Genomic DNA, 18,433 nt, shown 5'->3' with positions numbered 1-18,433 from the left:
GCGCCGCCGGCAAGGCGGCGCATCGCGGCGTTCAGGGCGTGGAACGGAACGTAAAGCGCTTGTGGCCCAGGTAGCTGGTCAATACCGGCACCGCCACGCCGATGCCGTGGGCGATGGTTTCGGGATGGAAATCCATGCCAACGGCCGGGAACAGCCAGCGAGCGAACAGCAGGCTGATGACGATGGTCTGCGCCACCGCCGCCAGGTTGACCACGGTGAACCAGAATGCCTGGTGCTTGAGTTCGTTCTTGGCTTCGGTGAACACCAGCAGGCGGTTGAGCACGAAGGCCGTCAGCATGCCGATCAGATAGGCGATCACGATCGCCGCCACGTAGGGCAGGACCAGACTGAGCAGGATGCGCGAGCCGAAGTTGGCGCAGGCGGCGAGGCCGCCCGCGACGACGAAGGCGAGGAACTGCCGGCTGATCATGCCGCCGCCGTCTGCGCGCCGGTTGCGGCCGCCACCAGCTTGCGCGCCGTAGCGATGCTTTCGTTGATCGAGCGGTCTTCCGGGTAGTAGTACGAGGTGTCGGCCATGTAGAAACCCTCGACCGGGGTCTTCATCGGCGGCAGCATGTCCTGGAACCCGGGCGGGCAGATGGTCTGGGCGAAATCGTAGCGATGGCAGTGGCGCGCCAGCACCCAATCGGGGCGGAAGGCGGGGTTGAGCTTGGACAGGTAGCCGATCACTTCGTCGATCAGCTGCTGGTTGGGCAGCGACCACTTGGGATGGGTCTTGGGCATGTAGAACGGCGCGTACAGGACGTGCTCGCCCTCGCGGGTGCCGGGATTGAGGTTGGAGTACTCGATCACGCCCGGGATCTCGACGTTCTCGTCGCTGATGTTCATCCAGAAGTTCTCGCTCACCGCGTGCTTGAGCTTGAGGATCACGCAGGCGACCGGGATGTTCTCGATCTTGCGCACCTGGTCGGCGAACTCCTGCGGCAGGTCCGGGACCATCGCCGGCACGTACTGGATCGGCGCGGTCGAGATCACCGCGTCGTAGGGCCGGTCCTCGCCGGCGACGCGCACGCCGGTCACCCGGCCGCGTTCGACGTTGACTTGGTCGATGCCCTGCTTGAGCTGGATGCGGCCGCCGCGCTGGAGGATGAATCGCTCCATCGCCTCGAGCAGGGTCTCCGAGCCGCCTTCGATGTAGCCCAGGCTTTCGCTGAGCAGGCTGCGCCGGGACAGGGCGATGCGCTTGATCCGGGTGCCGATCCAGGAGGCCGAGAGGTTCTCGGTGTACTCGAAGAACTTCAGGTAGAAGGTGCGGCGCCACAGCACGTCGTAGCCGCGCTCGCCCAGCCATTTGCGCAGCCAGACGGTGGCGCTGACCTTGTCCAGCGCGGTCCAGTCCTGCACGCCCTTGGTGACCATCACGTGCAGGGCGTAGCGGAACTTGCTGATCAGGCCGAGCTTGGGGAAGGCGAGCAGGGCGAACGGCGTGCCCCACTTGTACAGCTTGCCGTCGTAGTAATAGCCCATCTTGGTGTCGGTCCACTTCAACCGGTCCGACAGGCCCAGCGAGGCCAGCAGCTCGAACAGCGGGTAGTCGGTCTTGCAGATGAAGTGGTAATAGCGCTCGATCTTCAGCCCGTCGAAATCGAAGCTGGCCGACATGCCGCCGATGCGGTCGTCGCGCTCGTAGATATCGACCTGGTGGCCCTGCTCGAGCAGGTCCATGGCGGCCATCAAGCCCATCGGGCCGGCGCCGACGACGGCGAATTTCTTCTTGCTAACGGTCATGGCGGGACTCAACGCTTGAGGACGATGTGGCTGTAGGTCGGATCGCAGTAGCTCTCGCGCACCGCGTCCTCGAAGGAATGCTGGCTCACGCCGAACACCGCGCGGGTGTCGACGCCCTTGAAGTCGTCGCCGGCGGACAGCGCCTTGAGCTGGTCGGCGGTGAACGGCGGCTTGTGGCTGAACAACGAGTAGGTGCGCAACAGAAAGGCGAAGAAGCCGATCGGGATGTGCACGATCCAGGTGCGCAGGCCCTTGGCCCGCTTGATCGTCTTGATGATGTCGACGTAGTCGATGCGGGTGTCGCCGACGATGTCGTAGACCTCCCCGTCCGGCTCGCGCTCGATGCACTTGACGATGCAGCGGCAGAAATCGCGCTCGTACAGCGGCTGGCGCATGAACTTGCCGTCGCCGGGAATCGGAAACACCGGAGTGCGCGCCATGAAGCGCGACAGCCAACCCAGGTGCTTGGGGTCGAACCAGCCGAACATCAGGGTCGGGCGCAGCACGCAGTGGCGCAGCCCGCTCTCCACCACCAGCGCTTCCTGCGATTTCTTGGTGTTGGTGTAATCGTCGTTGGCGACCGAGTTCACCACCGACGAACTGATGTGCACCAGGTAGGGCACCTGGTTGCGCTTGCAGGCGTCCAGCACGATACGGGTGGCGTCGAGGTTGTTGCGGGTGAACAGTTCGGTGTGCTTGCCGGTGATCTGGGCGTGCAGTTGCACCAGGCAGCGCGCCTCGCGCAGGGCCGGCTCCCACTTGGGCAGGTCGCCGGGCTCGGCCAGGTCGGCGTGGATCGCCTCGACGTCGGGGTGCAGCGACTTCAGGATCTGCAGATTGTGGCCGTGCTTGTCGATCGCTACCAGGCGGGTATAGCCCTGCGCCTTCAGCTCGACGATCAGGTTCTGGCCGACCAGGCCGGCGGCGCCGGTGAGGACGATCTTGGCGTGCTTATCGTTCATCGGTGTGCGGTTCAAAGCTTGACGCGGCGGAAGACGAATTCGGGGATGTTCTTGATGACCTGCATGATTCCCCACCAGAACCACGGCAGGTAGGCTACGCCGCGGCGCCGGTCGACGGCGGCGGCGATGCCGTGCGCGACCTGGTCGGGCTTGGCCCACAGCGCGCCCTTCTTGAACGACTGGGTCATCGGCGTGTCGACGAAGCCCGGCTTGATCGTCAGCACGTTGATGCCGTCGGCGTTGAGGCGCTGGCGCAGGCCGCTGAAGAAGGTGCTGACCGCGGCCTTGGCGCTGCCGTAGAGGTAGTTGCTGGCGCGGCCGCGGTCGCCGGCGACCGAAGAGATCGCGGCCAGGGTCGCGCCGGCCTTGAGTCTGGGCGCGATCGCGGTGGCCAGGGCGATGGTCGACAGGCCGTTGGTCGAGAACTCGCGCAAGGCCAGCTCCACCGAGGCCTCGCAGGCCGGCTGGTCGGGCAGGGTGCCGTGGGCGATCAGCACCAGGTCGATCTCGCCGAACTCGCTCCAGGCCGCATCGAGCACGGCCTGGTGGGCTTCGTAGACGTTGACGTCCAGCGCGCGGACGGCGGTCTTGGCCGCGCCGCGCACGCTCAGATCGGCGGCGATGCCGGCCAGGCGTTCGGCGTCGCGGCCGACCAGGAACAGCGCCGCGCCGCGCGCGGCGTAGACGCGAGCGGTGGCTTCGGCGATCGCCGAGGCGGCGCCGATGATCAGGACTCTTTGCATGCTCACTCCATCACCCGGCGCCAGAAGCCGGACGAGAACTGCGGATCGATGTGGGTCTGGAAGCGCTCCCACTGCGGAAAGGCGCTGCGGAACAAGCGGCCGGACATGCGCGCGTCCTTGGCCGGGTAGACCGCGCCGCCCGCTTCGGCGACGACGGCGTCGAGACGGTCGAGCAAGGCGAAGATCGCCGGCCCGGTGTTGGGAAAGTCCAGCGCCAGGGTGGTGCCGGGACGCGGGAACGACAGCAGCCCGCGCGAGGGAATGTCGCCGAACTCCTTGAGCACGGCCAGGAACGAACCGTTGCCGCTGCGGGAGATTTCGCCGAGCAGGGCGGCGATGCCGTCGCGCGCGCTGCCCGGCGGCAGCACGCACTGGTGCTGGAGGAAGCCGCGCGGGCCGTACATCCGGTTCCAGTCGCGGATGCCGTCGAGCGGATAGAAGTAGGGCCCGTAGTGGACGCTGGCGCGTTGCCGCGGCGCGCGCTGGCGATGGTAGTAGGCCCAGTTGAACGGGCGCAGGCTGAGCCGGTTGACCAGCGACAGCGGTGGCGTGAACGGCATCGACAGCCGCGCCGTCGACGGCGGCGGCCGCAGGCCGGGCTCGCCGGGCGCATGGTCGGCGCGCAGGAAGTGGCCGCGGCCGAGCGAGCGGCCGCGCGCCAGGCAGTCGATCCAGGCGACGGTGTATTCGTGGCTGTGCGCCGATTCCGCCGAAAGGGCGAAAAATTCGTCGAGATGGCCGAAGCGGATCGACTCGGCCTCCAGCCATGGCCCCGGCACGCGCTTGAGCTGGACCTCGGCCCAGGTGATCGCGCCGGTGAGGCCGAGGCCGCCGACGGTCGCCGCGAACAGTTCGTCCGCCGGTGTGCAAACCCGGCGGCTGCCGTCGCTGCGCAGCAGCTCGAAGCAGCGCAGGTGGTGGCCGAAGTTGCCCGAGCCGTGGTGGTTCTTGCCGTGCACGTCGTTGGCGATGGCGCCGCCGACGGTGACGTAGCGGGTGCCCGGAGTGACCGGCAGGAACCAGCCCTGCGGCAGGGCCATGGCGATGATCTCGGCGAAGCTCACCCCGGCTTCGCAACGCAGCACGCCCGTGGCCGGGTCGAACGCCAGGAAACGGTCCAGGCCGCGCGCGTGCAGCAGGGTGCCGCCCGGATTGAGGCAGCTGTCGCCGTAGCTGCGGCCGTTGCCGTAGGGCAGGGCGCTGCCGTCGAAGGACGGCAGTTCGCGGCGGCGGTCGGTCAGCGGCGCGATCCGCTGGCGCGCGCGCGGATATCGGCCCCAGGACTGGCCGGGCTCGGTCATCCGATCGCGCCCAGGGCGAGCAGGCCGCACAGCGCGATCACGACCTGGCTGACCCGGTCGGTCACCGCGAACACCACCGGGTCGTCGTCCATCGCGCCACGGTGGGAAATGATCCACATCCGGCTGATCCAGTACAGAAGCAGCGGGCAGATCAGCCACAGCACCTGCGGCCGGTCGTACAGCGCCAGGCTTTCCGGACTATTGATGTAGAGCGCGAACACCAGCACCGCCAGGTAGCCGGCGGCGGCGCCGAGCGACTGGATCAGCGGCAGGTCCTCCACCGCGTAGCCGCGGCCGCTGGCCTTGTTGCGGCCGGTGCCGAGGATCGCCGACAGCTCGGCATGGCGCTTGAGCATGGCCAGGCTGAGGAAGATGAACATCGAGAACGCGAGCAGCCAGAACGACAGCGGCGTACCGATCGCCGCCGCGCCGCCGATGATGCGCACGGTGTAGAGGCCGGCCAGCAACACCACGTCGACCATGACGATGCGCTTGAGGCGCAGCGAGTAGGCCAGGGTCATCGCGTAGTAGCCGATCAGGACCAGGGCGAACCAGGGGCTGGCGAGCAGGGCCAGGGCCAGGCCGGCCAGGGTCAGCAGCGGCGCCGCGAACAGGCCGTGCAGCAGCGGCAGGCGGCCGGCGGCGAACGGGCGCAGGCGCTTGCGCGGGTGCTGGCGGTCCGACGGCAGGTCGAGCAAGTCGTTGAGCACATACACGCCGGAGGCGCACAGGCCGAAGGCGACGAAGGCCAGCGCCGAGGCGATCACCGCCCCGGGTTCCAGGAACCGGTGCGAGGCCAGCAGCGGCAGGAACACCAGCAGGTTCTTCAGCCACTGATGGATGCGCAGCGCCTTGATCCAGGTCTTGAGGCCGGCGGCGGCGGGCGGCAGCTGCTCGGCGACCGTGCCGACTTTCGCCGCGCGCTCGGCCAGTCCGCGCGAGCCGTTGACCACCCAGGCATGGCGCGCGCGCGCCCACACGCTGAGGTCGACACCGGCATTGCCCATGTAATCGAAGCCGCGTTCGCCGAAGCGTTCGACCAGGGCCTGTGCCTTGGCCGCGCCGGACAGATTGACGCCGTCGTCGCTGGCCAGGACCAGATCGAACACGCCCAGATGGGTGGCGACCTGTTGGGCGAACTTAGTGTTGCTTGCGGTACACAGCACCCGCGGCCGAGCGTCGGTCTCGCGCAGCGCTTCGACCACTCGTTCGTCGTAAGGCAGGGTCGTCGCGTCGACCTCCACCCGCGAGGCGATTTCGTGCTTGAGCGCCGCCTTGCCGCGCAGCAGCCACAGCGGCAGCAGGAACAGCAGCAACGGCTGCTTGCTGAGCAGGGCCAGCAGCGATTCGTAGAGCAGATCGGACTTCAACAAAGTGCCGTCGAGGTCGACGCACAGGGCGACGCCGGTCTGCTCGGAAGGGGACGGGTCTTGCGTCAAAGCTCGGACATCCTGGATCGAGGGGAGGGCCTGCGGGTCGGAGGTCCGGGCCGCAGCCGGCACGGGCGAACCCGTGCCGGCCAGTTTGCCCTGGCGACCGTCGCCGCGGCATGAGCGCGGCGCGGCCGGGTGCGGCCATGCGCTCAGGCCAGCGCCGCTTCCAGTTCCGGCAGGAGCTTGAACAGGTCGCCGACCAGGCCGATGTCGGCGATCTCGAAGATCGGCGCATCGCCGTCCTTGTTGATCGCGACGATGGTGCCGGCGTCCTTGATCCCGGTCAGGTGCTGGATCGCGCCGCTGATGCCGACCGCGACGTACAGCTCCGGAGCGATGATCTTGCCGGTCTGGCCGACCTGCAGCTCGTTCGGCACATAGCCGGCGTCGACCGCGGCGCGCGAGGCGCCGACCGCCGCGCCGAGCTTGTCGGCGAAGTCGTAGATGATCTTGAAGTTGTCCGCCGAGCCGACGCCGCGGCCGCCGGACACCACGCGCTTGGCGCTCTGCAGGTCGGGACGGTCGGACTTGCCGGCGGCCAGGCCCTGGTAGCGGGTGTGGGTCGGAAGCGCGGCGTCGACCGCCGCGGCTTCGACCGCGGCGCTGCCGCCCTTGGCCGCTTCCGGCCACGACGCGGTGCGCACGGTGGCGACCACGGCATGATCGGCCGGAGCTTCGACGGTGACGATGGCGTTGCCGGCGTAGATCGGGCGCTTGAAGGTGTGGCTGCCTTCGACCGCCATCACGTCGGAGACCTGCGACACGCCGAGCAGGGCCGCGACGCAGGGCATCAGGTCCTTGCCGAAGGTGGTCGAGGGGCCGAACACGTGGCTGTAGCCCTTGCCCAGCGCGGCGATCTGCGGCGCCTGGACCTGGGCGACGGCATCGGCGTTGGCCGGGTTGGCCACGGTCAGCACGCGGGCGACGCCGGCGATCTGCGCGGCTTCGGCGGCGACGCCGGCCGGGTCGGCGGCGAGCACGACGATGTCGATGGATTCGGGCTTGAGCGCCTGCGCGGCCGACACGCACTTGGCGGTCGAGGCGTTGAGCTTGCCCTGCAGGTGTTCGGCGACGATGAGTACCTTGCTCATTACAGCAGCCCCTTAGCCTTGAGTGCGGCGACCAGTTCGGCCGCGTCCTTGACCATCACGCCCTTGCTGCGCTTGGCCGGCGCGGCGTAATGGGTGGTCTTGAGCGTGTCGCCGGTATCGACGCCGAGCTCGCCGAACTGGATCGTCTCCAGCGGCTTGCTCTTGGCCTTCATGATGTCCGGCAGCTTGATGAAGCGCGGCTCGTTGAGGCGCAGGTCGGTGGTGACCACCGCCGGCAGGTCGACTTCCAGGGTTTCCAGGCCGGCGTCGACTTCGCGCACGACCGTGGCCTTGCCGGCTTCGACGTCGAGCTTGGAGGCGAAGGTCGCCTGCGGGCGGCCCCACAGGGTGGCGAGCATCTGGCCGGTCTGGTTGGCGTCGTCGTCGATCGCCTGCTTGCCGAGGATGACCAGGTCCGGCTGTTCCTTCTCGATCAGCTTGAGCAGGGCGCGCGCGGCGGTCAGCGGCTGGATCGGCTGGTCGCTGACTACATGCACGGCGCGGTTGGCGCCCATGGCCAGGCCGTTGCGCAGGTGGGCCTGGGCGTCGGCGGGGGCGATCGTCGCCACCACGACCTCGGTGGCGATGCCCTTGTCGCGCAGGCGCAGGGCTTCTTCCAGGGCGATTTCGTCGAACGGATTGGCCGACAGCTTGACGCCGTCGGTGACCACGCCGGAGCCATCCGGCTTGACCTGAATGCGGACGTTGTAGTCCACCACGCGCTTGTAACCGACGAGGATCTTCATCGTGCGGGGGTTCCTTGTGGGGGTGCTGGCCGCGGGCGGCCGAGAACCCCCAATTCTAGCGGAGACGGGAGTCGGCCGCAGTCGCCGGGGGCTGCGCCGGGCTCGGCGCAGAGGCCGGACGGCGTCGAAACCCAGGGCATGGGCACGGTTCCGTTCCGGATCGGCGCCGGCCGCACGGTGGCCGGCGCGGCTGCGGTTCAGCTCTCGACGATCAGGCTCTGCCGGCCGCGCCAGGACTCGCCCGGCGCCAGCCGCACCGGCTCGACGATGCGGGCGGCTTCGACGCAGACGAATCGGCGCTGCTCGTCCTGGCCCAGGTCGGCCATCCCCGCCGCCAGCGCGGCGCCGGGATTCCACACCACCGCGTCGGCGAAGCCCTGCGCTTCCACGCGCAGGACGTGCTCACCGTCGCACAAACGCAGCGGCGCGCGCGCATCGGGATAGATGCGGTCGAGTTCGCCCTCGAAACGCAGCGGCGTTGCGGCGGCGGGGCAGGCGCGACCGGCCGCGGCCGAGTCCAGGTAAGGACGGTCTTCCAGGCCTTCCAGACGCACGCCGGCGAGGTCGTCGACGCGCAGATAGGTATGCAGCGCGACGGTGAATTCGAACGCGTCGTCGCCGCGATTGCGCACGTTCAGGCCGATATGCAGCCGGTCCGGTTCGGCTTCGGCCTCCAGCACGGCCTGAAAACGGTGCGGCCACAGCGCCCGTGTCGCTTCGTCGTCGTCGAGCGCGAACGCCAGCCGCGGGATGCGTGCGTCGGTCGGCAACGCACGCCAGTCGCGGGTGCGGGCGAAGCCGTGGCGCGGGCCGGGCCCGTGCGAGGCGAACTGCGGGAAGATCACCGGCACGCCGCCGCGGATCGCCGCGCCGGAAAAGTCCGCGCGCGGGCTCAGGTACAGACGCTCGCGGCCGCGGCAACGCCAGGACAACAGCTGCGCGCCGAACGCGGTCGCCTGCAGCTCGCTGTCGGCCGGACCGGCCAGGCGGATCGGGGCTGCAGGCGCGGCCATGCGGTGGTTCCTCGGCGAAGGCCCGGCGACGGCCGGGCGGCGGCGCATTCTAACGGCGCGGCCGGGCGCGCTGCGGGGGTATTGCCGAGTGGGGCGGGCGGCGCGGCGCTTCAGCGCGGGTGCAGCCGCGCAGCGGCGGCCGGGCTATTCTTGCCGCTCCTCCATGCTTCGCGGAGCCGGGATGCTTCATCCTGTCGTATTGAGCGGCGGCAGCGGTTCGCGCCTGTGGCCGCTATCGCGCGAGAACCAGCCCAAGCAGTTCCTGTCGCTGATCGGCGACCGGTCGCTGTTCCAGGAAACGGTGCTGCGCGCCTGCGCGCTGCCCGACACCGGCGCGCCGGTCACGGTCTGCGCCGACGCCCATCGCTTCATGGTCGGCGAACAGTTGCAGGGCATCGGCGTCGGCAGCGGCGGCATCCTGCTCGAGCCGACCGCGCGCAACACCGCGCCGGCGATCGCGCTGGCGGCCGAGCACCTGCTGGCGCGCGATCCCGAGGCGGTGATGCTGGTGCTGCCGGCCGACCACCTGATCGAAGACGAATCGGCGTTCCGCGCCGCGGTCGGGCGCGCCGCCGCGCTGGCCGACCAGGGCTGGTTGGTGACCTTCGGCATCCAGCCGGACTATCCGGAAACCGGCTACGGCTACATCGCCCGCGGCGAAGCCCTCGGCGACGGCGGCTACCGCGTCGCCCGTTTCGTCGAGAAGCCGGCCCTGGCCACCGCTCAGGCTTACCTGGCGGAGGGCACCTATGCCTGGAATTCGGGCATGTTCCTGTTCCGCGCCGCGCGCTACCTGGAAGAGCTCGCGCGCTGGGCGCCGGCGATCCGCGCCGCCGCCGGCCAGGCCTATGCCCGCGCCCGCAGCGACCTGGATTTCATCCGGGTCGAGGCCGAAGCCTTCGCCGCCAGCCCCAGCGATTCGATCGACTACGCGGTGATGGAGAAGACCGAGCGCGCCGCGGTGGTGCCGGTCAGCTGCGGCTGGAGCGACATCGGCTCCTGGTCGTCGCTGTGGTCGGTCGCGCAGCGCGACGACGACGGCAACCGTTACGAAGGCGACGTGATCTCGCTCGACACCCGCGACAGCCTGGTGCGCGCGTCCGAGCGGCGCCTGATCGCGACCATCGGCGTGGAAGACCTGGTCATCGTCGATACGCCCGACGCGACCCTGGTCGCGCGCAAGGACCGGGTCCAGGACGTCAAGACCATCGTCGACAAGCTGAAGAAGGCCGGCCGCCAGGAGCACCTGTTCCACCGCAAGGTGTACCGGCCGTGGGGCTATTACGACTCGATCGACGTCGGCGCGCGCTTCCAGGTCAAGCGCATCGTGGTCAAGCCGGGCGCGGCGCTGAGCCTGCAGAAGCACGCCCATCGCGCCGAACACTGGATCGTCGTGTCCGGGGTGGCCGAGGTCACCTGCGACGAGCGCGTGTTCGACCTGCACGAGAACCAGAGCACCTACATTCCGCTCGGCAGCGCGCACCGGCTGCGCAACCGCGGCACCGAGCCGGTCGAGCTGATCGAGGTGCAGTCCGGCGGCTATCTGGGCGAGGACGATATCGTCCGCCTTGAGGACGTGTACGGGCGGTCCTGACCGGCGCGGGCGAGTTTCGACGGAAGACCGGCTTCGGCCGGTCTTCTCGTTTGCGGGGTCCGGACGGCCGGGCGATACGCGCCCGCGGCTCAGGATGCAGCGATGGTCTGCAGCAACTCCGCCAGCGCCTCGGCGAACCGCGCCGCGCTGCCCGGGGCGTGGGCGAAGAACAGGGACGGTTCGCACAGCTCCAGTTCCAGCAGCTGCGGGCGACCCTCGCCGTCGCGGATCAGGTCGACCCGGGCGTACAGCAGCGGCTCTTCCAGGTCGAGCCGGGCGCTGGCGGCGCTGAGCGCGTGCAGGGCCACGGTGCGTTCGTCCTCGCCGGCTTCGCGCGCGGCGATGCGTTCGCTGGCGCGCAGGTTCAGGGCGTCGTCGCGATGCAGCATGGCGCCCTTGCGGATCGCATGGCTGAAGGCGCCGTTGACGTGGATCAGCGCGGTTTCGCCGTCGCGGTCGACCGAGGCCAGGTACGGCTGCAGCAGCACGCTGCGGCCGTCGTCGAGCAGGCGCGCGACGTGGTTGGCGGCGGCGAACTCCTGCGCGCGCGCATAGCGCTGGGTGTCGCGCGAGCCGGCGCTGACCGCGGGCTTGACCACGAACTCCTCGCACTCGGGGTGCGCAGCGAGGAACTCCTGCAACGCCGGCAAGGGGTCCGCGTCGGGCTCGACGAAGGCGCTGGGCACCACCGGCACGCCGCGCGCGGCCAGGTCGGCCAGGTAATGCTTGTCGCTGTTCCAGCGCACCACCGGCAGCGGGTTCAGCAGGCGCGCGGCGGCATCGGCGCGCGCGCACCAGTCGAGGAACTCGTCCAGGCGCTCGGTGTAGTCCCAGGGCGAACGCAGCAATACGGCGTCGTATCGGCTCCAGGCCACGCTCGGGTCGTCCCAGGCGCGGGTCTCGGCGCTCAGGCCGAGGTCGGCGCAGGCCCGCTGCAACGGCAGCAGGTCGTGGTCCTGTCCGAGGGCGGCGATGGCGGTGACCAGGGCGATTCGGCTCATGGCGCAAGTCTAGCGTCGGCGCGGCGAAAGGGCGGGGCGGTGCCGGCATTGTCGCGGTATTGCCCGAAAGTCCGCTACGTCCGTCGTTGGCGGCAGGCTAAACTTCGCCCATCCCGCAAAGGAGTTGTCCCATGGCCCAGGCCACCCCCGCGTCGCCCGCCCGCGGCGCGAACAGCAAGCTGTACCCCGACGCGCAGACCGCCCTGCAGGGCGTAGTGGCCGACGGGCAGACCCTGGCCGTCGGCGGCTTCGGCCTGTGCGGCATTCCCGAGGCGCTGATCGGCGCGCTGCGCGACAGCGGCGCCAAGGGCCTGACCGCGATCTCCAACAACGCCGGCGTCGACGGTTTCGGCCTCGGCCTGCTGCTGGAAACGCGCCAGATCAAGAAGATGATTTCGTCCTACGTCGGCGAGAACAAGGAGTTCGAGCGCCAGTTCCTGTCCGGCGAACTCGAGCTCGAGTTCAATCCGCAGGGCACCCTGGCCGAGCGCCTGCGCGCCGGCGGCGCCGGCATTCCGGCCTTCTTCACCCGCACCGGCTACGGCACGGTGGTGGCCGAGGGCAAGGAAACCCGCGAGTTCGACGGCCACCATTACGTGATGGAAACCGCGCTCAAGGCCGACGTCTCGCTGGTCAAGGCGTGGAAGGCCGACAAGGCCGGCAACCTGGTGTTCCGCAAGACCGCGCGCAATTTCAATCCGGCCTGCGCGATGGCCGGCAAGGTCTGCATCGCCGAGGTCGAGGAACTGGTCGAGATCGGCCAGCTCGACCCCGACCAAGTGCATCTGCCGGGCATCTACGTCGACCGCATCGTGGTCAATGCCACGCCCGAGAAGCGCATCGAACAGCGCACGGTGCGGGCCGGCTGAGCGGCCGCAGAAGCGAGCAACGAGTCGGAAGTAACGAGGAACGAGTCGAGCCTCTGGCCGCCACTCGTTCCTGTTTCCTCTTCACTCGTTCCTGAAAACCATCGACGCTTCGCGGCACCGCCGCAGGCTCGACCTCAATACAGAGACGAATCCCCATGCCCTGGACCCGCGATCAAATGGCGCAGCGCGCCGCGCAGGAACTCACCGACGGCGCTTACGTCAATCTCGGCATCGGTCTGCCGACCCTGGTGGCCAACTTCATTCCCGAGGGCATGGACGTGTGGCTGCAGTCCGAGAACGGCCTGCTCGGCATCGGCCCGTTCCCGAGCGAGGACGAAGTCGACGCCGACCTCATCAACGCCGGCAAGCAGACCGTCACCGCGCGCCCCGGCGCCAGCTATTTCGGCAGCCACGACAGCTTCGCGATGATCCGCGGCGGCCATATCGACCTGGCGATCCTCGGCGCGATGCAGGTCACCGGCAAGGGCGACCTGGCCAACTGGATGGTGCCCGGCAAGATGGTCAAGGGCATGGGCGGGGCGATGGACCTGGTCGCCGGGGTCAAGCGGGTGGTGGTGCTGATGGAGCACACCGCCAAGAACGGCGAACACAAGATCCTGCCCGAGTGCACCCTGCCGCTGACCGGCCTGGGCGTGGTCAACCGGATCATCACCGAGCTGGCGGTCATGGACGTGACCGAGCGCGGCCTGGTCCTGGTCGAAGCCGCGCCGGGGGTGAACGAAGACGAACTGCGGACCAAGACCGGCGTGCCCCTGCTGGCCGCCTGAACGGCCGAATACGCGGGTCGCGCCGATCACGCGCCGCGACGCTGAGTGCGAATTGAGACATTCATCGCATTCAGCGTGGCGGGCCGCACGAGCGGTCATTGAAGTGTATGAACCGGCCATGCAGGATGGCTCGCTGTTCTTTTCCGGTCGGTTCGCAATGCGCAAGTGGTTTTCTCTGGGGATGCTGGCCTTGTTCGTGGCCGGCTGTTCGTCCTCCGACTCCGGTCGGAATACGGCCGCTTCGGCCCAAACGCAGGCCGCCGCGGCCGACGGCGCGCCGGCATCCGCGTCGGCTACCGCCCGCGCCTACCGTACCGCGCCCTGGCGCTTGCCCGCCCCGCGGGTATCGGGACAGGGCTTCGCCAAGCTGCCCGACCGCGGCGATCTGGTCGCCTATCCAAGGCAGGTACCGGCGGTCCGCGACGGCGCCTATACCTGGCATCGCGCCGACCTCAGCGAAGCGCACGCGATCGCCGCGATCGTCGGCGGCCGGCTCAGCCTGACCGCGCCCACGGGCGAAAAGCTGCAATTCCGCTACCAGCGCCATGTCGAGCACGCCTCCGGCGACTGGACCTGGGTCGGCCAACTCGAACACGGCGCCGCGGCCGACCAGGCCATCATCACCTTCGGCGACCGCGCCGCGTTCGGCCGCATCGCCCAACCGGGCAAGGCGCCGCTGCGGCTGACCCTGCGCGACGGCCAAGCCTGGCTGGTGGAAACCGACCCGACCAAGATCGCCCAGATCGACAACAGCGCGACCCGGCCGAGCAAGCCCGACTACCTGCTGCCGCCCAAGGCGGCGGCAGGGGCGTCGTCGGCGCCGGTCGCCGCCGGCGCGCCGACCGCCTCGGCCGCCGCCGCGGTCGGTTCGACCACCATCGACGTCGTGCTCGGCTACACCAACGGCTTCGCCGCCGGCCTGGGCGGCAGTTCGCAAGCGGTGACCCGGTTGAACTATCTGGTCGAGGTCGCCAACAACGGCTATCGCAACAGCCAGCTCGACGCGCGAGTGCGGTTGGTGCACACCGTGCAGGTGAACTACGCCGACAACACCGACAACGGCGATACCCTGGAAGCCCTGACCGGCACCCGCACGGTGCCGGTGGATCCGGCGTTCAACGCCTTGCGCGCCGCGCGCGATCAATACGGCGCCGATCTGGTGTCGCTGGTGCGCAAGTTCAACGAGCCGGAAAACAGCGGCTGCGGCATCGCCTGGCTGATCGGCGGCGGCCAACGCGCCATCAGCGCGGCCGACGCCGGCAACGGCTATTCGGTGGTCAGCGACGGCCGCGACGCGGGCAGCGGCGGCACCACGTATTTCTGCAGCGACGACACCCTGGCTCACGAGATGGGCCACAACATGGGCGCGCAGCACGACCGCGCCACCGCCAGTTCGAGCGGCACGCTGCAGTATGGCGCGTTCGCCTACGCGTTCGGGCACAAGCAGAGCAGCCCGGTGTCGTTCCACACCATCATGGCGTACGGCGACTCGGGCCAGCCGGGCTATCTGGCGTTCTCCAATCCGCGCATCACCTTCTGCGGCGGTCAGCCTTGCGGCGTGGCCGACTGGGCCGACAACGCGCGCGCGCTGGCGCAGACCATGCCGATCATCGCGACCTTCCGCGCGACCGCGATCGCGGACATGCCGCGCGCCGGTTGGATCGTGGGCGTCGGCGGCAAGTGTTTCGACGTGCGCGGCAAGTCCTCCAGCGCCGGCTCCGCGATCCAGGTTTGGGACTGCAGCGGCGAGACGCACCAGCAGTGGTCGTTCGCCAACAATCTGGCCGCTATCGCCGGCGTCGCCAGCGGTCGGGTGCTGGACATCGTGGCCTACGGCACCGCCAACGGATCCCAACTGCAGCTGTGGGACGCCAACGGGACCAGCAACCAGGCCTGGTACTTCAATTCGATCGCGATCGTCGCCAACGGCGGGCGCGTACTCGATCTGATCGCAGGTTCATCGGCGAACGGCAACCGGGTGCAGATCTGGGACAGCAGCAACGGCGCTCATCAGACCTGGGCGTACAACCCGGCGACCGGCGAGATCAAGGGCAAGGACGGCAAGTGCCTGGATGTGGCCGGAAGCGGCACCTGGCCGGGCACGCCGGTGCAATTGTGGGACTGCAGCGGCGCGGCGAACCAGAAATGGCGTCTGGGGCCGGGCGGCCAGCTGCTGGGCTACGGCGGCAACTGCCTGGAAGTCGCCGACGGGCGTTCGGACAATGGCGCCAGCGTGCGGATGTGGTCGTGCAACGGTCTGGCGCACCAGTCCTGGGCCTTGCGCGGCGAAATCCGCAGCCGGCTGAGCGACCGCTGCATCGACGATCCGGGCTACGGCCAGTACAACGGCTCGCGGGTGCACATGTGGGACTGCCATCGCGGCTTGAACCAGCAGTGGACCTTCCACTGGAAGTAAAGCGGCGCGGGCGGTAACCGAGCGCTCTGAGGGACACCGCGCGCAGCCTGCGCGCGGTGTCTTTTTTTGCGCCGTGGGCATCGCGCCGGGCGCAGGTTGCGATCCGGCGCAACCCGGCGCGCGCCGAAAACGCGAACGGCGCGGTCGGATCGATCGCGCCGTTCGGTTCCGGGCGGCGCGGCGACGCTCGGCCGCCGCTGCGCTCAAAGGTTCTGGTAGTTCGGCCCCGAGCCGCCTTCCGGGGTGACCCAGTTGATGATCTCGTACGGGTCCTTGATGTCGCAGGTCTTGCAGTGCACGCAGTTGGCGGCGTTGATCTGCAGGCGCTTGGCGCCGGCTTCTTCGACGATTTCGTACACGCCGGCCGGGCAGAAGCGGGTGCAGGGGTTGCCGTATTCCTCGGCGCAGCGGGTCACGCAGACGTTGGTGTCGGCGACCTTGAGGTGCACCGGCTGGTCTTCGTCGTGCTCGGTCGCGGCGAAGTACACCGCGGCCAGGCGGTCGCGCGGGACCAGGCTGCGCTCCAGGTAATCGCGCTTGGGCTGTTCGGCCTCGCCGAGCTTCTGCAGCGAGGACCAGTCGGGCTTGTTCTTCAGCGTCCACGGCGAAGCGCCGCCGGTCAGGGTTTCCCAGGCCGCGTTGAGCATGCCGAACCACAGTCCGCGCTTGAAGCCCGGCTTGATGTTGCGGACTTTCTTCAGCTCGCTCATCACCTCGGAGCCGCGCAGCTTGGCGTCGAAGCCCTGCGGCGACAGTTCCGCGCCGGCCAGGTGCTCGGCGGCGAGCATGCCGCTGCGGATCGCCTGGTGGGTGCCCTTGATCTTGGGCACGTTGAGCAGGCCGGCGGTGTCGCCGATCAGCAGCGCGCCGGGCATTTCCAGCTTCGGCAACGACTGGAAGCCGCCGGTGACGATCGCGCGCGCGCCGGCGGAGACCAGGTTGCCGCCGTCCAGCAGCGGCTTGACCATCGGGTGGTTCTTCCATTGCTGGAACGCTTCCCAGGGCTTGTAGTCCGGGTCGCGGTAATCCAGGCCGCTGACGTAGCCCAGCGCGATCCGGCCCTTGTCCAGGTGGTACAGGAAGCTGCCGCCGTAGGTATGGCTGTCGGCCGGCCAGCCGAAGCTGTGCACGATCTTGCCCGGGGTGACCCGGTCTTCGGGCACCTGCCACAGTTCCTTGATGCCGATCGAATAGCCCTGCGGGTCGCTGTCGGCGTCGAGCTTGAAGCGCTTGATCAGGCGCTTGGTCAGGTGGCCGCGCGCGCCTTCGGCGAACACGGTGACCTTGGCGCGGATGTCGATGCCGGCGGTGAAGCCGGGCTTGTGGCTGCCGTCCTTGGCGACGCCCATGTCGCCGATGCGCACGCCGGCGACGCGGCCGTCGGCGTCGTGCAGGGTTTCGGCGGCGGCGAAGCCGGGATAGATCTCGACCCCCAGCGCCTCGGCCTGCGGCGCCAGCCAGGCGCACATCGCGCCGAGGCTGACGATCACGTTGCCGTGGTTGTTCATGCCCGGCGGCACCGGCAGCTTGCGCCCGCCGGTCTTGCTGAGCAGCCAGAACTCGTCCTCGGTCGCGGGCACGCAGATCGGCGGCGGATTGTCGCGCCAGTTCGGCAGCAGCGCGTCGAGCGGGCCGGTCTCGATGACCGCGCCGGACAGGATGTGCGCGCCGATGGTGCTCGACTTCTCGATCACGCAGACCGAGATCTCGGGATTGAGCTGCTTGAGCCGGATGGCGAAGGACAGGCCGGCGGGACCGGCGCCGACGGTGACGACGTCGTACTCCATGACGTCGCGTTCGATTTCGATGGCTGGCGTGTCGGACGGCTGGACCGTGTCGATCGGCTGTTCGCTCATGCTGGCGGGACTCTGGCGTGCAATACGCCATTGTCGCGGGTTTGCGCCGGCAGCGCCAAGCCGGGACGGCGCGGATCCCGCGGCCCGCGGCCGGCGTCGCGTTTAAAACGGCTTGAATGCGGTTTCAGGCGCGAGCCTGCGGGCGTCCGCGGCCCGGGCGGCGGACGGCGTATGCAAGGCGCCCGCCCGCGGCGGCGCAGGATCCGGAACGCGGCGCGCGCCGGCCGCGTGCTAGCGTGGTTCATGACCCTGCAACGACTGCCGCTGGAAGACGCCGAACTGAGCTTCGATTCGCACTGGTTGGCGCGCGAGCCGGCCGACGCGCTGTTCGCGGCCTTGCGCGAGGAGATCGATTGGGAAGTGCACCGGATCCGCTTGTTCGGGCGCGAGCACGATTCGCCGCGGCTGAGCAGTTGGATCGGCGACGCCGAGGCGCGCTATCGCTATTCCGGCGCGCTGTTCGAGCCGCGGCCTTGGCCGCCGGCGCTGGCGTCGCTGCGGTCGCGATTGAGCGAGGAGCTCGGCGTGGCCTTCAACAGCGTGCTGGCCAATCGCTACCGCGACGGTCGCGATGCGATGGGCTGGCACAGCGACGACGAACCCGAACTCGGACCGGCGCCGGTCATCGCTTCGCTGAGCCTGGGCGCGACGCGCCGGTTCGCGCTCAAGCACCGCCGCCGCGACGGCCTCAAGGGCGCGCTCGAACTCGGCCACGGCAGCCTGCTGGTGATGGCCGGAGCGACCCAGGCCAATTACCGCCATGCCTTGCCGCGCACGGCGCGGCCGGTGGGCGAACGGATCAATCTGACGTTCCGCTGGATTCGGCCGGCGAAAGGCGGGAACGAGTGGAGGGGAACGAGTGGTTAAGTAG

16 protein-coding genes are annotated in these 18,433 nt (G+C 69.2%); 5 read left to right on the top strand and 11 right to left on the bottom strand.

From position 1 onward, the window contains the following. Window positions 1-31 precede the first annotated feature (31 nt). The 9 genes from K4L06_RS02315 to K4L06_RS02275 form a co-directional block, all read right to left on the bottom strand. Window positions 32-430 carry a GtrA family protein gene (locus K4L06_RS02315; RefSeq protein ID WP_221669858.1) on the bottom strand — a complete coding sequence of 133 codons (399 nt, stop codon included), beginning with the start codon at window positions 428-430 and terminating at the stop codon, window positions 32-34. Then, complete coding sequence (locus tag K4L06_RS02310) at window positions 427-1,749, bottom strand: NAD(P)/FAD-dependent oxidoreductase (protein ID WP_221669857.1); 1,323 nt, start codon at window positions 1,747-1,749, stop codon at window positions 427-429. The genes K4L06_RS02315 and K4L06_RS02310 overlap by 4 nt, the downstream gene beginning before the upstream one ends. Window positions 1,750-1,757: 8 nt before the next feature. Beyond that, window positions 1,758-2,711, bottom strand: a complete 954-nt coding sequence (locus K4L06_RS02305; protein ID WP_221669856.1) for an NAD-dependent epimerase/dehydratase family protein — start codon at window positions 2,709-2,711, stop codon at window positions 1,758-1,760. A gap of 11 nt (window positions 2,712-2,722) precedes the next feature. Further along, entirely contained in the window at window positions 2,723-3,454 is a 732-nt protein-coding gene (locus K4L06_RS02300) for an SDR family oxidoreductase (RefSeq protein WP_221669855.1), read from the bottom strand. A 2-nt stretch (window positions 3,455-3,456) separates the two neighbouring features. Beyond that, window positions 3,457-4,755: an FAD-binding oxidoreductase gene (locus K4L06_RS02295; protein WP_221669854.1), complete on the bottom strand. Its 1,299-nt coding sequence runs from the start codon at window positions 4,753-4,755 to the stop codon at window positions 3,457-3,459. Further along, window positions 4,752-6,194, bottom strand: coding sequence for a UbiA family prenyltransferase (locus K4L06_RS02290; protein ID WP_221669853.1), 1,443 nt, complete (start codon window positions 6,192-6,194; stop codon window positions 4,752-4,754). Before K4L06_RS02290 ends, K4L06_RS02295 begins: the two co-directional genes overlap by 4 nt. A 143-nt stretch (window positions 6,195-6,337) precedes the next feature. Continuing rightward, complete coding sequence (locus tag K4L06_RS02285; RefSeq protein WP_221669852.1) at window positions 6,338-7,279, bottom strand: electron transfer flavoprotein subunit alpha/FixB family protein; 942 nt, start codon at window positions 7,277-7,279, stop codon at window positions 6,338-6,340. After that, the gene (locus K4L06_RS02280) at window positions 7,279-8,025 is read right to left on the bottom strand and encodes an electron transfer flavoprotein subunit beta/FixA family protein (RefSeq protein WP_221669851.1); all 747 of its coding nucleotides are present in this window, start codon (window positions 8,023-8,025) and stop codon (window positions 7,279-7,281) included. The genes K4L06_RS02285 and K4L06_RS02280 overlap by 1 nt, the downstream gene beginning before the upstream one ends. Window positions 8,026-8,222: 197 nt before the next feature. After that, window positions 8,223-9,038 carry a D-hexose-6-phosphate mutarotase gene (locus K4L06_RS02275; protein WP_221669850.1) on the bottom strand — a complete coding sequence of 272 codons (816 nt, stop codon included), beginning with the start codon at window positions 9,036-9,038 and terminating at the stop codon, window positions 8,223-8,225. 181 nt (window positions 9,039-9,219) lie between these two features. Between K4L06_RS02275 and K4L06_RS02270 the strand changes: the two genes are divergently transcribed. Beyond that, entirely contained in the window at window positions 9,220-10,632 is a 1,413-nt protein-coding gene (locus K4L06_RS02270; RefSeq protein ID WP_221669849.1) for a mannose-1-phosphate guanylyltransferase/mannose-6-phosphate isomerase, read from the top strand. A gap of 89 nt (window positions 10,633-10,721) precedes the next feature. On the opposite strand, the gene K4L06_RS02265 is transcribed toward K4L06_RS02270, so the two are convergent. Next, window positions 10,722-11,633, bottom strand: a complete 912-nt coding sequence (locus K4L06_RS02265) for a hypothetical protein (RefSeq protein ID WP_221669848.1) — start codon at window positions 11,631-11,633, stop codon at window positions 10,722-10,724. A 131-nt stretch (window positions 11,634-11,764) separates the two neighbouring features. Here K4L06_RS02265 and K4L06_RS02260 point away from each other — a divergent pair, with 131 nt between their 5' ends. The 3 genes from K4L06_RS02260 to K4L06_RS02250 all read left to right on the top strand — a co-directional run bounded on the left by K4L06_RS02260 (window position 11,765) and on the right by K4L06_RS02250 (window position 15,706). Further along, window positions 11,765-12,502, top strand: a complete 738-nt coding sequence (locus K4L06_RS02260; protein WP_221669847.1) for a CoA transferase subunit A — start codon at window positions 11,765-11,767, stop codon at window positions 12,500-12,502. 155 nt (window positions 12,503-12,657) lie between these two features. Next, window positions 12,658-13,290, top strand: a complete 633-nt coding sequence (locus tag K4L06_RS02255) for a CoA transferase subunit B (RefSeq protein ID WP_221669846.1) — start codon at window positions 12,658-12,660, stop codon at window positions 13,288-13,290. 328 nt (window positions 13,291-13,618) lie between these two features. Next, entirely contained in the window at window positions 13,619-15,706 is a 2,088-nt protein-coding gene (locus K4L06_RS02250) for a ricin-type beta-trefoil lectin domain protein (protein WP_221669845.1), read from the top strand. A gap of 203 nt (window positions 15,707-15,909) precedes the next feature. Here the strand turns inward: K4L06_RS02250 and K4L06_RS02245 are convergent, their stop codons facing one another. After that, window positions 15,910-17,562 (bottom strand): electron transfer flavoprotein-ubiquinone oxidoreductase, encoded by a 1,653-nt coding sequence (locus K4L06_RS02245; RefSeq protein ID WP_221669844.1) that lies wholly within the window; start codon window positions 17,560-17,562, stop codon window positions 15,910-15,912. Between the two features lie 243 nt (window positions 17,563-17,805). On the opposite strand from K4L06_RS02245, the gene K4L06_RS02240 reads away from it, so the two are divergent. Next, on the top strand, window positions 17,806-18,429 hold the full coding sequence (locus tag K4L06_RS02240) for an alpha-ketoglutarate-dependent dioxygenase AlkB (protein WP_221669843.1): 624 nt from the start codon (window positions 17,806-17,808) through the stop codon (window positions 18,427-18,429). Window positions 18,430-18,433 lie beyond the last annotated feature (4 nt).

This window comes from Lysobacter sp. BMK333-48F3 (genome assembly GCF_019733395.1).
GTDB lineage: Bacteria > Pseudomonadota > Gammaproteobacteria > Xanthomonadales > Xanthomonadaceae > Lysobacter.
Note: the sequence above shows the minus strand (reverse complement) of the source record. Positions and strands in the feature narration are given on the sequence as shown.

Bases quoted from the DNA above. Each gene is read 5' to 3' on its own strand.
- K4L06_RS02315 (WP_221669858.1), bottom strand. From the start codon at position 430: ATGATCAGCCGGCAGTTCCTCGCCTTCGTCGTCGCGGGCGGCCTCGCC.
- K4L06_RS02310 (WP_221669857.1), bottom strand. From the start codon at position 1,749: ATGACCGTTAGCAAGAAGAAATTCGCCGTCGTCGGCGCCGGCCCGATG.
- K4L06_RS02305 (WP_221669856.1), bottom strand. From the start codon at position 2,711: ATGAACGATAAGCACGCCAAGATCGTCCTCACCGGCGCCGCCGGCCTG.
- K4L06_RS02300 (WP_221669855.1), bottom strand. From the start codon at position 3,454: ATGCAAAGAGTCCTGATCATCGGCGCCGCCTCGGCGATCGCCGAAGCC.
- K4L06_RS02295 (WP_221669854.1), bottom strand. From the start codon at position 4,755: ATGACCGAGCCCGGCCAGTCCTGGGGCCGATATCCGCGCGCGCGCCAG.
- K4L06_RS02285 (WP_221669852.1), bottom strand. From the start codon at position 7,279: ATGAGCAAGGTACTCATCGTCGCCGAACACCTGCAGGGCAAGCTCAAC.
- K4L06_RS02280 (WP_221669851.1), bottom strand. From the start codon at position 8,025: ATGAAGATCCTCGTCGGTTACAAGCGCGTGGTGGACTACAACGTCCGC.
- K4L06_RS02275 (WP_221669850.1), bottom strand. From the start codon at position 9,038: ATGGCCGCGCCTGCAGCCCCGATCCGCCTGGCCGGTCCGGCCGACAGC.
- K4L06_RS02270 (WP_221669849.1), top strand. From the start codon at position 9,220: ATGCTTCATCCTGTCGTATTGAGCGGCGGCAGCGGTTCGCGCCTGTGG.
- K4L06_RS02265 (WP_221669848.1), bottom strand. From the start codon at position 11,633: ATGAGCCGAATCGCCCTGGTCACCGCCATCGCCGCCCTCGGACAGGAC.
- K4L06_RS02260 (WP_221669847.1), top strand. From the start codon at position 11,765: ATGGCCCAGGCCACCCCCGCGTCGCCCGCCCGCGGCGCGAACAGCAAG.
- K4L06_RS02255 (WP_221669846.1), top strand. From the start codon at position 12,658: ATGCCCTGGACCCGCGATCAAATGGCGCAGCGCGCCGCGCAGGAACTC.
- K4L06_RS02245 (WP_221669844.1), bottom strand. From the start codon at position 17,562: ATGAGCGAACAGCCGATCGACACGGTCCAGCCGTCCGACACGCCAGCC.
- K4L06_RS02240 (WP_221669843.1), top strand. From the start codon at position 17,806: ATGACCCTGCAACGACTGCCGCTGGAAGACGCCGAACTGAGCTTCGAT.